Below are 12,678 nucleotides of genomic sequence, written 5' to 3' on the forward strand. Positions count from 1 at the left end.
GGGGCGCGGATCGGTCGGAGCGGTCCTGGTAGTCGGAGCGGTCCTCATGCGGAGCGGTCCTAATAGGGGTGCACGCCGACCGGTGAGGCCGGCGGCGGCCCGTAGCCCTCGGCGACGCGCTGGTGGTACGTCTCCCGGTCGATGACCTCCAGGCCGACGATCTCCCAGGGCGGCAGCTTGGCCGTCGAGCGGTGTTCGCCCCACAGGCGGAGGGCGACGGCCGCCGCGTCGTGCAGGTCCCGGGCCTCCTCCCAGTACCGGATCTCGGCGTGGTCGTTGGCGTAGCGGCTGGTCAGCAGGAACGGGTGGTCGTGGGCGAGCTGTTCGAGCGCCCGCCGGACCTCCTTCAAGGGGGCTTCGGCGCCCGAGACGCTGAGGGTGACGTGCCACAGCCGGGACGTCTCCCGGCGCTCGCCCTCCCGCGCCCGCGGCGCCGCCCGGTCCCGCTCCGCACGCCGGCCGGGTTCCTCCGGCAGGGCGGCGGTCCGTCCGGTCCCGACGCTGGTCAGTGTGCGCTCCGCCGTCCCTCGGGCCGGAGCCCCTGGGCGCCCTCGTGTCACCGGCGGCCTCCTGTGATGCGAATCGCTCCGCCCCTTCACGGTGCGGAGCCGACTGGTGCGGTCGTCCTTCGACGTCTGCGCTCGCGCGCTGGGGGCGCTCCGCTGCGGCGCCCCCGCAACAAAGTTGACCAGCCCGCGGCCGCTCGCGGGGCCGTTTTGCCGAAGGTCCCCGGTGAAAGGCTGATGGAGCCCGGCGCCGCGCGGGCCGCGCCGGGGACCCGTCAGCGGCGGTTCAGTGCTGGAGCAGCACCAGGTCGTCGCGGTGCACGACCTCGCGCTCATACGCCGGTCCGAGCTCGCGAGCCAGATCCCGGGTCGAACGACCAATCAATCGGGGGATTTCCCGGGCGTCGAAGTTGACCACCCCACGGGCGACCGCGCGGCCGCCCGCGTCCCGCAGCTCGACCGGGTCCCCGGCGGAGAAGTCGCCCTCGACGGCGGAGATGCCGGCGGGCAGCAGCGAGGAGTTCCGTTCGACGACGGCCCGCACCGCGCCGTCGTCCAGCACCAGGGCGCCCTGCGGCGCGGAGGCGTGGGCCAGCCACAGCAGCCGGTCGGCGGAGCGGCGGCCGGTGCGCAGGAAGTGGGTGCCGGTGGTGGCGCCGGCCAGCGCGTCCGCGGCGTGCACGGCGGAGGTGAGCACGACCGGGATGCCGGCGGCGGCCGCGATCCGGGCCGCCTCGACCTTGGTGACCATGCCGCCGGTCCCGACGCCGGACCTGCCGGCGCTCCCGATGGAGATGCCCTCCAGGTCCTTGGGGCCGCTGACCTGGTCTATCCGGGACGTACCGGGCAGCGACGGGTCGCCGTCGTAGAGGCCGTCCACGTCGGAGAGGAGGATCAGCAGGTCGGCGCGGACGAGGTGGGCGACGAGGGCGGCCAGCCGGTCGTTGTCGCCGAAGCGGATCTCGTCGGTGGCGACGGTGTCGTTCTCGTTGACGATCGGCACCGCACCCATGGCCAGCAGCTGGTCGAGGGTGCGGCAGGCGTTGCGGTAGTGGGCCCGGCGGCTGGTGTCGTCGGCGGTGAGCAGCACCTGGCCGACCCGGCGGCCGTAACGGGCGAAGGACGCGGTGTAGCGGGCGACCAGCAGGCCCTGTCCGACGCTCGCGGCGGCCTGCTGCCGGGCGAGGTCGCGGGGGCGGCGGTCGAGTCCCAGGGGGGCCAGGCCGGCGGCGATGGCTCCCGAGGAGACCAGCACGACCTCCTTGTCCTGGTACTTGGCGATGACGTCCACCAGGGCGTCGACCCGGTCGGCGTCCAGTCCTCCCGTGGCCGTGGTCAGCGAGGACGAGCCGACCTTCACCACGATGCGGCGGGCGTCCGCCACGCCCTCCCGCCCCTGTCCGCCGGCGGACGGCGCCCCCGACCCGTCACCGCCCTCGGTCATGGCCTTCCTGGCCGCTCCTTCGCCTCGCGTTGCCGCAGCCACCTGCATACCCCTGTGCTCGCCGATCCCTGTGCCGTACGGAACCCGTACAGCCGCAAATCTACGGCAGCGGCCTCGGCGGGCGCCTCGCCATATCGCCTGGCGGACGTCCCGGCGGACAGCGTGGCCGGGCGACCGGGCGGGGCGGACTCGAAGTCGGGCCGAAAAGAACTAAGACGGAGAATGACACTCGAAGGTTGCGTTCGATTGGTCCGTTTCGCGGCGAAGAGGGCCACAGCAGATTGTCACCAAGGCCAACGAGGTCATACGGTCGGGTGTCCATCGGTCCCGTTTCGCCGCTCCGGCGGCGTCGCAGCGCGGGACCCGGCCGCCGTCCCCGGCCTCCCCCCTCCATGACCTTTCTGCTGCCAGGAGCCCTCCCCCGTGCCTTCCGCCGGAATCGCCCCCAGACGAGCCGTCCAGCTCGCGGCGCTCTTCGCGATGATGGTCGCGTTCACCGCCCAGCTGATCGGCGCGCTGCTGCCCGTCATTCCGCTGTTCATCGCAGCGTCCGTGGTCAACCTGGTTCTTGACCTGGTCCTCCAGCACCAGCAGCCCGGACTGCTGGCCCTCCTCGGCCGGATCCGCTTCGACGTGACGGTGCGTCAGCTACTGCGGGACATGCTGATGCTGGTCGGCCTCCTGCACATCGACGGCATCAACCCCCTGGAGGAGCAGGCCCCCCTCACCATCACCCTGCTCGCCTTCTACGGCACCCACTTCGTGTGCCAGGCGGTCGCGGTGCTGGTCCGCCGCTCCCGGAGCCTGCCGATCGTCACCCGCAACGTCGACGCGAGCGCACTGGGTCTGACCGACGCCCCGCCGCGGCTCCTCTACCGCCAGACCGGCCGCCGACTGCTGCGCTTCTCCGTGCCCACCACGGCCGGGATAATGGTCACCGCGATCACCGGCAACGCCTTCTGGGGCGGCATCGGCATCGGCGTCGCCCTACTGCTCTCCGCCGGCGGCACCCTGTACCTGAGCACCTGGCTGCTGCCCGGCAAACAGGTCGTCACCGAACAGCGCGCCCTGGAATGGCTGGACGACTGGCTGGCCGCCTACCGCCCCACGGTCGGCATGTACTTCTCCGGCGGCGCCTCCTCCGCCTACCAGGCCAACATGTGGCTCGGCACCCTGGCCGGGCTGGAGGGCCGGCCGATCATCGTGCTCCGCGAGCGGTTCATGGTGCAGAAGATCGAGGCCACCGACGTCCCGATCGTCTGCATCCCGAAGGTCGCCCACCTGATGCGGCTGGAGCACTCCACCCTCAAGGTGCTGCTGCACCCCGCGAACTCCGGCAAGACCTCGCAGATCCTGCGGATCCCCTCCATCAAGCACGCCTTCATCAACCACGGCGAGAGCGACAAGCTCTCCTCCTGCAACCCGTACGCCAAGGCGTACGACGAGGTGTGGGTGGCCGGCCCGGCGGCCCGGGACCGCTACCAGCTCGCCGACATCGGCATCGAGGACAAGGACGTCGTCGAGGTCGGCCGCCCCCAACTGGCGCCGATCCGCCCCTACGAGGGCGCCCCGCTCGGCCGCTACACCACCGTGCTCTACGCCCCCACCTGGGAGGGCTGGGACGGCAACCCGGGCAACACCTCGGTGATCCTGGCCGGCGAGAACATCGTCCGCGCCCTGCTCGCCGACCCCACCGTGCGACTGCTGTACAAGCCGCACCCGATGACCGGATCGGTGGACCCGCGGGCCGGCGCCGCCAACGCCCGCATCCAGGCGATGATCGCGGAGGCCAACACCGGGCGCGGCGGCGCACTGCCGGGCCCGGAGGCGACCGCCGAACTGGCCCGCCGCACCGCCGAACTGGACCGGCTGACCACCGCCGACTTCCGCAAGAGCGCCGACGAACTGGAGCGGATGCGGCTCCAGAGCACGCCCGAAGAGGGCCGCGCGGCGGCCGTCGAGGCCGCGGTCGTCGCCTGGGAGGAGGCGTACTGGAACTCCTTCCCGGAGTGGGAGCACCGCGTCATCACCACCGTGCGCCCCGGCATCTTCACCTGCTTCAACCAGGCGGACCTGCTGATCAGCGACGTCTCCAGCGTGGTCTCCGACTACCTGACCAGCGAGAAGCCGTACGCGGTCGCCAACACCTCCGGGATGACCGAGGACGACTTCCGCGCGAACTTCCCGACGGTGCGGGCGGCCCGCGTCCTCGCCCCCGACGCGTCCGGTGTTCCCGCGCTCCTGGAAGCCGTCCGCGACCCGGGGCGGGACGAGATGGCCGCGGACCGCGCCGAGCTCAAGGAGCACCTGCTCGGCCCGTCCGACCCGCCCTCGGCGGTCCGCTTCAACCAGGCCGCCCTGGACCTGCTCTTCCAGGCCGACGAGCGGCAGCGCCGGATGGAGAGCCGGCTGTCCGGGATCCCCGTGCAGCGCTCGCAGCAGGGCGTGACCGGCGCCGAGACGGCCCGGCACGGCTCCGGCGGCGCCCCGGACGCCACCGCCGCCGTCTGACCCGCAGGGGCCCGCGCACGGCCCCGCAAACGCCCGCAGGCCCCGGGAGGAGCGTTCCTCCCGGGGCCTGCGTGTGCGTACCCGCCCGGTCCGGCCGGGCGGGTACGGCTCAGAACGGCGAGAAGCCGTCGTACTCGCCCTGCGCCTCGTCGCGCTCCGCATCGCGGTCGCGGCGCCGCTGGGCCGCAGGACGCGGGGCCTCGAAGCGGTGGTCCTCACCGCGGCGGCCGAGCATCTCCGCGCCGGCCGACATCGACGGCTCCCAGTCGAAGACCACGGCGTCCTCGTCGGAACCGATCGCCACGCCGTCCATGGCGCGGGCGCCGGCCTTGAGGAGCGCGTCCTCCACGCCCAGGCGGTTGAGCCGGTCGGCCAGGTAGCCGACGGCCTCGTCGTTGCTGAAGTCGGTCTGGCGGACCCAGCGCTCGGGCTTCTCGCCCCGGACGCGGAAGAGGCCGTCGGCCTCCTTGGTGACCGTGAAGCCCGCGTCGTCCACCGCCTTGGGGCGGATCACGATGCGGGTGGCCTCCTGGGCCGGCTTGGCGGCCCGCGCCGTGGCGACGATGTCCGCCAGGGCGTACGACAGCTCCTTGAGGCCCTGGCGGGCGACCGCGGAGACCTCGAAGACGCGGTAGCCGCGCTCCTCCAGGTCCGGGCGGATCATGTCGGCGAGGTCCTTGCCGTCCGGGATGTCGACCTTGTTGAGCACGACCACCCGCGGCCGGTCGTCGAGGCCGCCGTACTGGGCCAGCTCCTCCTCGATGATGTCGAGGTCGGAGACCGGGTCGCGGTCCGACTCCAGGGTGGCGGTGTCCAGGACGTGCACCAGCACCTCGCAGCGCTCGACGTGCCGCAGGAACTCCAGGCCCAGCCCCCTGCCCTGGCTGGCGCCCGGGATCAGGCCGGGGACGTCGGCGATGGTGTAGACCGTCGAGCCGGCGGTCACCACGCCGAGGTTGGGCACCAGCGTCGTGAACGGGTAGTCGGCGATCTTCGGCTTGGCGGCCGACAGCACCGAGATCAGCGAGGACTTGCCGGCGCTCGGGTAGCCGACCAGCGCGACGTCCGCGACGGTCTTCAGCTCCAGCACGATGTCGCGGCCCTCGCCGGGCTCGCCGAGCAGCGCGAAGCCGGGCGCCTTGCGGCGGGCCGAGGCCAGCGCGGCGTTGCCCAGGCCCCCGCGACCGCCCTGGCCGGCGACGAACTGCGTGCCCTGGCCCACCAGGTCGGCCAGCACCTCGCCGTTCTTGTCGAGCACCACGGTGCCGTCGGGCACCGGCAGGACCAGGTCCTTGCCGTTCTTGCCCTCGCGGTTGTCGCCCGCGCCCGGCTGGCCGTTGGTGGCCTTGCGGTGCGGGTGGTGGTGGTAGTCGAGGAGCGTGGTGACGTCCTGGTCGACGACCAGGATCACGTCACCGCCGCGACCGCCGTTGCCGCCGTCGGGGCCGCCGAGCGGCTTGAACTTCTCCCGATGGACGGAGGCGCAGCCGTGGCCTCCGTTACCCGCGGCGACCTGCAGCTCGACGCGGTCCACGAAGGTGGTCATGGTGGGGATGCCTCCAGATCAGCGGGGTTGTCGTGCGTTCTGAGCGGAATATCCGCCTACGCCCGGCAATACCGCGCGTACAGCGGGAATGTCTTGTTCATAACGCGCCAAGGGCGGACCGTTCTTCCCGCTTGGCGCGAGAAGAGGCGGTCCGCCCCTGACGTGCTGTCGACGTGTGTCGTCCGGGCCGAAATTACTCGGCGACCGGGACGATGTTCACGACCTTGCGGCCGCGGAAGGTGCCGAACTGCACCGCGCCGGGCTGCAGGGCGAACAGGGTGTCGTCGCCACCGCGACCGACGCCCGTGCCCGGGTGGAAGTGGGTGCCACGCTGGCGAACCAGGATCTCACCGGCGAGGACGGCCTGACCGCCGAAGCGCTTCACGCCGAGCCGCTGAGCATTGGAATCGCGACCGTTCCGAGTGGACGATGCGCCCTTCTTATGTGCCATGTCTCCTCAGTCCCTTACTTCGCCGGAGCGTCGATGCCGGTGATCTTCAGCGCCGTGTGGAGCTGGCGGTGGCCGATCCGCTTCTTGTAACCGGTCTTGTTCTTGTACTTCTGGATCCGGATCTTGTCGCCCTTGTGGTGGTCGACGACCTCGGCCTGGACCTTCACGCCGGCCAGGACCCACGGGTCGCTGGTGACCGCGTCACCATCGACGACCAGCAGCGTGGAGAGCTCGACGGTCTCGCCGACCTCGCTGGTGGAAATGCGGTCAACCTCGATGACGTCGCCAACAGCAACCTTCTGCTGGCGTCCGCCGGTGCGCACGATCGCGTACACGCGGAACTCTCTCTCCTTAGAAACGGATCCTCTGATGCCAGCCGCTCTCACGGGCTCAGGGACGTCCCGTGGAATCCGACCCGTGGACCACGAGCGGGACGAGCGGCCTCCCTCGGCGAGGCCGAGAGGTGTGTGCTCAGAAGGGGTGGTGTCACACAGACACCGACGGTCAAGGTTACGGGGCCTCGACCAGGGGGTCAAACCGGCCCCGGACCGCCTCGCGACGGTCCGGGGCCGGGCACTGCTCAGTCCTCCGCGGAGGCCGGCGCCGAAGCGGCCGCGGTCTTCTTCGCCGCGGTCTTCTTCGTCGTCGTCTTCTTCGCGGTGGTCTTCTTGACCGCGGCCTTCTTGGCGGTGGTCTTCTTCGCCGCCGTCTTCTTGGCCGTGGTCTTCTTCGCGGCCGCCTTCTTGGCGGTCGTCTTCTTCGCCGCCGCCTTCTTCACGGTCTTCTTGGCCGCGGGTGCCGGCTCGACGGCCTCCGCGCCCTCCACGACCTCGGCGGGCTGCTCGGGAGCCTCGGCGACCGGCTCCGCGGCCGGCTCGGTCACCGGCGCGCTGATGACGATCGTCCCGGCGTCCTCGGCGACCTCCGGCGCGCCCGCCGGAGCGGACACCCGACGGGTGGCGCGGCGACGCGGACGGGCCGGTGCGGGCTCGGCGACCGGAGCGGCCTCGACCGCCTCGGCGACGGGCTCCACGGCGGGCTCCGGCTCCGCGACCGGGGCGGTCGGCTCGGCGGCCGGCAGCACGATCGAGGCGGCCTCCGCGGCGGCCTTGGGCGCGCCGGCCGGCGCCGACACCTTCCGGCTCACCCGACGGCGGCCCCGGGCACGCCCGGTCGCGGCGGCCTCGGCCTCCGCGGGGCTGCTGTACCACTCGTCGGCACCGTCCACCGACGGCTGCAACTGGGCCTCGGTCACCGCGACCGGCTCCAGCTCCGGCGCCTCCTCCTCGGCCACCGGCGCGGCCACCGGCTCCGCGGTGCCCTCTGTGGTGGCCTCGGCCGGCTGCTCCGGCTGGGCACCGTTCGCCCCGGCCTTGCCCTTCTTCTTGCGCTTGCCGCCACCGGCCGACGGCTGGTCCATGTGGACGAGCACGCCGCGGCCGTTGCAGTGCACGCACTGCTCGGAGAACGACTCCAGCAGGCCCTGGCCGACCCGCTTGCGGGTCATCTGGACCAGGCCGAGCGAGGTGACCTCGGCCACCTGGTGCTTGGTGCGGTCCCGGCCCAGGCACTCCAGCAGACGCCGCAGCACCAGGTCCCGGTTGGACTCCAGGACCATGTCGATGAAGTCGATGACGACGATGCCGCCCAGGTCGCGCAGCCGCAGCTGGCGCACGATCTCCTCGGCCGCCTCCAGGTTGTTCCGGGTGACGGTCTCCTCGAGGTTGCCGCCCTGCCCGGTGAACTTCCCGGTGTTGACGTCGATCACGACCATGGCCTCGGTCTTGTCGATCACCAGCGACCCGCCGCTGGGCAGCCAGACCTTGCGGTCCAGCGCCTTCATCAGCTGCTCGTCGATCCGGTACGTCGCGAAGACGTCGACCTCGGAGGTCCACTTCTGCAGCCGGTCCACGAGGTCCGGCGCGACGTGCGAGACGTAGCCCTGGATGGTCTGCCAGGCGTCGTCACCACTGACGATGACCTTGGAGAAGTCCTCGTTGAAGATGTCCCGGACGACCCGGACGGTCATGTCCGGCTCGCCGTACAGCAGGCTCGGCGAGCTGGTGGAGGCCGCCTTCGCCTTCTTCTGGATCTCTTCCCACTGGGCCTGCAACCGCTCGACGTCGCGGCGCAGTTCGTCCTCGCTCGCGCCCTCGGCGGCGGTGCGCACGATGACGCCCGCGTCCTCGGGGACGATCTTCTTGAGGATCTGCTTCAGCCGGGCCCGCTCGGTGTCCGGGAGCTTGCGGCTGATGCCGGTCATCGAGCCCTCGGGCACGTAGACCAGGTAGCGGCCGGGGAGGGAGACCTGGCTGGTGAGCCGGGCGCCCTTGTGGCCGATCGGGTCCTTGGTGACCTGGACCAGGACGGACTGGCCGGACTTCAGCGCGGTCTCGATGCGGCGCGGCCCGTTGGCCATGCCCAGCGCCTCGAAGTTGACCTCGCCCGCGTACAGCACGGCGTTGCGGCCCTTGCCGATGTCGACGAAGGCGGCCTCCATCGACGGCAGGACGTTCTGCACCTTGCCGAGGTAGACGTTGCCGACGTACGAGGTGGCCTGCTCCTTGTTGACGAAGTGCTCGACGAGCACGTTGTCCTCAAGGACGCCGATCTGGGTGCGCTCGCCGCTCTGGCGGACCACCATCACCCGCTCGACGGCCTCCCGGCGCGCCAGGAACTCCGCCTCGGTGATGATCGGGACCCGGCGGCGGCCCTGCTCGCGCCCCTCGCGGCGGCGCTGCTTCTTGGCCTCCAGGCGCGTCGAGCCCTTGATGGACTGGACCTCGTCGGCGCCGGTGCCCTCGTCCTTCTTGCGGGGCTCGCGGACCTTGACGACCGTGCGCTCCGGGTCGTCGGTGTGCGAGCCGTCGCCCTCCGCGCCCTCCCCGCTGCGCCGGCGACGGCGACGGCGGCGACGGCTGCTGGAGCTGCCCCCGGCCTCCGGGTGGTCCTCGGTGCCTTCCTCAGCCTCGGCGGCCTCCGGCTCCTCCTCGTCCTCGGCCGCGCCGCTCTCCGCGAACGCCTCCTCGGCACCGTCGGCGGCCTCACCGCGGCGACGGCGACGACCGCCCCGACGGCGCCGGCGCGAGGGACGCTCGCCCTCGTCGCCGGTCCCGGCCTCGACGTGCTCCTCGTCGGCTTCCTCGGCCTCCTCGGCCTCGACGGCGGCGGGCGCGGGCTCGGCGGGCGCGGCGGCGGGCTCCTCGACCGGTGCCGGCGTCACGGCCTCGACCTCGGCCGGCTCACCACGACGACGGCGACGGCGACGCGACGGCGCGGGCGCCTCCTCCGGCGTCTCCACGACCGTCTCGGTCTCCTCCTGGCGCGCAGCGGCGTGCGCGGCGGCGGCGCTCTCGGGGGTCTGGAACATCGGCTCGGCGAAGACCGGTGCCTGGAAGACGGCCGTCGGCGGGCGCTGCGCCCGGCGGCGACCGCGCGCCGGTGCCTCGGTCGCCGGCTCCTCCGCGGCACGGGCCGCGGGCGCCTCGGCGACCGGCGCCGCGGCGGAGCGCTCGGTACGGCGGCGCGACCGGCGCCGCGGCGCCTCGGCCTCGGCGGTCTCCTCGGCGGCCGGCGCCGGCTCGGCGACGGGGGCCGCCTCCTCGGCGCTCACCTGCGGCGCACCAGCCGGGGCGGTCGCCTTGCGGGTCGCCCGACGACGGCTACGGGCCGGACGCGCCTCCTCCTCCGCGACGGCGGCGGCCGGGGCCTCGACGGCCTCCGCGACGGCTTCCTCTTCTTCTTCCGCCTCCTCGGCGGCGGGCTCCTCGACGACCGGCGCCGCGGCGACCGGGGCGGTCGCCTTGCGGGTCGCGCGGCGACGGGTACGGGCCGGACGGGCCTCGTCCTCCGCGGCGGCGGCCGGGGCCTCCGCAGCGGCGGCGGCCGGCGCCGGCTCCGCGACGGGGGCCGCTTCCTCGGCGGTCACCTGCGGCGCACCGGCCGGAGCAGTCGCCTTGCGGGTCGCCCGACGACGGCTACGGGCCGGACGGGCCTCCTCCTCCGCGACGGCGGCCGGGGCCTCGGCGGGCTCGGGCACGACGGCGGTCTCGGCGGGGGCCGGGGAGCCGGCCGCGGCGGTGACCTTGCGGGTCGCACGGCGGCGCGGGCGGGCCGGCCGCTCTTCGTCGGCGGCGGGCTGCGACGCGGCAGCGGGCGCGGTGTCCTCGGCGGGGGTGGTGCCGGTGGCCGGCGGGTCGTTGCTCACCACGGCGGTACGGGCGCCCGTGCCGGCGGGGGGGCCGGCCGGGCGGGACGCCACCCGGCGCCGGCGGCGCGGCGGCAGCGTGTCGCTGGGCGAGTTGTCGGTGTCAACCTCGTGGTCCGCGGACCGCGTGGATTCGGTGGGCTCAATAGATTCGAGCATGCGGGCGGTTCTCCCGTCACGCTCCCGGGCGCCGCGCCTGATTCCGGCCGCGGTCCGCGCGCTGGGCGCGGTTCCGCAGTCCGGGGCGCGGGCGCCGCACGGGAGCTGTCGTCTCGCTCGCCGGGCCCGTGGACCGGACCGGCGAAAGTCTCCTGGTCAGTGCGTCCGCCGGACCGGGGTGGCACCCTGGTGGATCGGCGACGCGACGACGCGTCCTACGCAGTGCCGTCCCCGGAAGTGGCCGGGGAGGCCCCGCCCTGCACCGTCGCGGTACTCAGCCCATCGGCCGTGGATGGTGCGGCCGTGGCAGCGTCGCGGTCGGGCGCCAGCGGGTCGGTCACCGTGCCGGTCTCCTCATCGAGCAGCCCCTGCGCCAGCCTGGTCACCGCTGCGGGGACCGGCGGCGCCAGGTCGGCCGTAACCCGGAGGCCGGACAGGACGTCGTCGGGTCGTACGGCAGGTGTCAGATGCCGAACAACCAGCCGCAGTATCGCACAGGCATTGCCGTCGGGCCTATCGCTGTGGATCGAGGTGGCCTCCAGCTGTGCCACCGCGCCCCGGGCGTCGAAGCTCCGCATGCCGTTCTTGGTGCGGCGCTCGACCAGCACCTCCTCGGCGGCGAGGAACGCCTCGACGGCGCGCCCGGCCTCCTCGGGGGCGACCCCGTCGAGCCGGATCTCCCACACCGAAGCCTGGAGCCGGTCGGCGAGGCCGCTGGTGCGCGCCTCCACGGCGTCGGTCACGTCGAGGCCGTCCGGCAGCGACGCGTCGAGCAGGGTGCGCAGCGTCTCCGGGTCGCGGTGCGCGGCGAGTTGGATCTCCAGGTACTCGGCCTCGCTGCCGGTGCCGGTCGGCGCCGCGTTGGCGTACGACACCTTGGGGTGCGGGGTGAAGCCCGCCGAATAGGCCATGGGGACCTCGGCGCGGCGCAGCGCCCGCTCGAAAGCGCGCTGGAAGTCGCGGTGGCTGGTGAACCGGAGGCGGCCGCGCTTGGTGTAGCGCAGTCGGATGCGCTGCACCGCCGGTGCGGGCGGCGGGCCTTCGGGCTGTCGCTTGCCCAGTGTCACTTCTCCTTGGTTTCAGGGCGCGGCGGGTGCCGCCCCGTCCGGCCCGTCCCCGCGTGGGCGGGGACACATCGTGCCCGGACGTCTTTACCTAGAGTACGTGCCGCGCCCGTCGGCGGTTCCCGCCGGGGCGTCCCGGTCCCGTCCCGCGGGCCCGCGCGTCCGGCGAAGTGCATTCGGACGAGTGGGCCGCCGACCGCCCGGGCACCGCGCTCAGGCGGAGATCCAGTACCGAAGCTTCTCCGCCCGGCGGTCCTCGAAAACCCCGCCGCACGCCTCGATCACCCGGCGCGAGCCGGTGTTGGTGTCGTCGCAGGTCACCAGCACCGGGTCGATGCCCAGCCGGTGGGCGCGGGGCAGCACGGCGCGCAGCATCGCGGTGGCGTGCCCCTGGCGGCGTGCGGTGGGGCGCACCGCGTAGCCGATGTGGCCGCCGTAGGCGTGCAGGGACGGGGTGAGTCGGTGCCGGACGGTGATCCGGCCCAGGTAGGCGGCGCCGTCCACCCACCAGAACGTGGACGTCGGGACCGGGCCGTCGACCCGCTCGTCCGCGACGACCCCCGCCACCTGTCGGACGTAGGTCGCGAAACCCTCCGCGGTCGACCAGCGGGGATGCCAGGTCCGCAGCTCGCGGCCGAGGCCGGAGTGCGGGGAGCGGTGCACGCCCTCCGCGCGGAATTCCTCCATGGCGGCGAGGAAGGAGGCGTGGACGCGGACGGTCGGGGCGCTCAACTCTGGGGACACGACCGTCATTCTGCGCGGGCGCACCGCCCGTGGGTACGCCGCCGGC

The 12,678-nt window shown here is 73.4% G+C and carries 9 protein-coding genes; 1 reads left to right on the plus strand and 8 read right to left on the minus strand.

Translation table 11 applies throughout. The annotated features are described in order from the left end of the window. Positions 1 to 59: 59 nt before the first annotated feature. Positions 60 to 560 (minus strand): hypothetical protein, encoded by a 501-nt coding sequence (locus ACJ6WD_RS15855; RefSeq protein WP_016570265.1) that lies wholly within the window; start codon positions 558 to 560, stop codon positions 60 to 62. Positions 561 to 792: 232 nt separating this feature from the next. Continuing rightward, entirely contained in the window at positions 793 to 1,950 is a 1,158-nt protein-coding gene (gene proB, locus ACJ6WD_RS15860) for a glutamate 5-kinase (RefSeq protein WP_407616000.1), read from the minus strand. A gap of 423 nt (positions 1,951 to 2,373) precedes the next feature. On the opposite strand from proB, the gene ACJ6WD_RS15865 reads away from it, so the two are divergent. Then, positions 2,374 to 4,461, plus strand: coding sequence for a hypothetical protein (locus tag ACJ6WD_RS15865; protein ID WP_233657730.1), 2,088 nt, complete (start codon positions 2,374 to 2,376; stop codon positions 4,459 to 4,461). A gap of 109 nt (positions 4,462 to 4,570) precedes the next feature. Here ACJ6WD_RS15865 and obgE read toward each other — a convergent pair whose 3' ends face one another. From obgE to ACJ6WD_RS15895, 6 genes are all read right to left on the minus strand, one after another. After that, a complete protein-coding gene (gene obgE / locus ACJ6WD_RS15870; RefSeq protein WP_407616001.1) occupies positions 4,571 to 6,007 on the minus strand; it encodes a GTPase ObgE in 1,437 nt (478 codons plus the stop codon). 193 nt (positions 6,008 to 6,200) lie between these two features. Then, positions 6,201 to 6,458: a 50S ribosomal protein L27 gene (gene rpmA, locus ACJ6WD_RS15875; RefSeq protein WP_016574171.1), complete on the minus strand. Its 258-nt coding sequence runs from the start codon at positions 6,456 to 6,458 to the stop codon at positions 6,201 to 6,203. A gap of 14 nt (positions 6,459 to 6,472) precedes the next feature. Then, complete coding sequence (rplU, locus tag ACJ6WD_RS15880) at positions 6,473 to 6,793, minus strand: 50S ribosomal protein L21 (protein ID WP_016574172.1); 321 nt, start codon at positions 6,791 to 6,793, stop codon at positions 6,473 to 6,475. A gap of 245 nt (positions 6,794 to 7,038) precedes the next feature. Next, complete coding sequence (locus ACJ6WD_RS15885; protein ID WP_407616002.1) at positions 7,039 to 10,824, minus strand: ribonuclease E/G; 3,786 nt, start codon at positions 10,822 to 10,824, stop codon at positions 7,039 to 7,041. A 215-nt stretch (positions 10,825 to 11,039) separates the two neighbouring features. Next, the gene (locus ACJ6WD_RS15890; RefSeq protein ID WP_037635118.1) at positions 11,040 to 11,843 is read right to left on the minus strand and encodes a TIGR03936 family radical SAM-associated protein; all 804 of its coding nucleotides are present in this window, start codon (positions 11,841 to 11,843) and stop codon (positions 11,040 to 11,042) included. A 258-nt stretch (positions 11,844 to 12,101) separates the two neighbouring features. Then, positions 12,102 to 12,641 (minus strand): GNAT family N-acetyltransferase, encoded by a 540-nt coding sequence (locus ACJ6WD_RS15895; RefSeq protein WP_233657764.1) that lies wholly within the window; start codon positions 12,639 to 12,641, stop codon positions 12,102 to 12,104. Positions 12,642 to 12,678 lie beyond the last annotated feature (37 nt).

This window comes from Streptomyces sp. VTCC 41912 (genome assembly GCF_045799175.1).
Lineage (GTDB): Bacteria > Actinomycetota > Actinomycetes > Streptomycetales > Streptomycetaceae > Streptomyces > Streptomyces albulus_C.

What these genes read in the sequence shown, in the direction of transcription:
- ACJ6WD_RS15885 (WP_407616002.1), bottom strand. Translation starts at nt 10,824, where the DNA reads ATGCTCGAATCTATTGAGCCCACCGAATCCACGCGGTCCGCGGACCAC.
- ACJ6WD_RS15895 (WP_233657764.1), bottom strand. Translation starts at nt 12,641, where the DNA reads ATGACGGTCGTGTCCCCAGAGTTGAGCGCCCCGACCGTCCGCGTCCAC.
- proB (WP_407616000.1), bottom strand. Translation starts at nt 1,950, where the DNA reads ATGACCGAGGGCGGTGACGGGTCGGGGGCGCCGTCCGCCGGCGGACAG.
- obgE (WP_407616001.1), bottom strand. Translation starts at nt 6,007, where the DNA reads ATGACCACCTTCGTGGACCGCGTCGAGCTGCAGGTCGCCGCGGGTAAC.
- rpmA (WP_016574171.1), bottom strand. Translation starts at nt 6,458, where the DNA reads ATGGCACATAAGAAGGGCGCATCGTCCACTCGGAACGGTCGCGATTCC.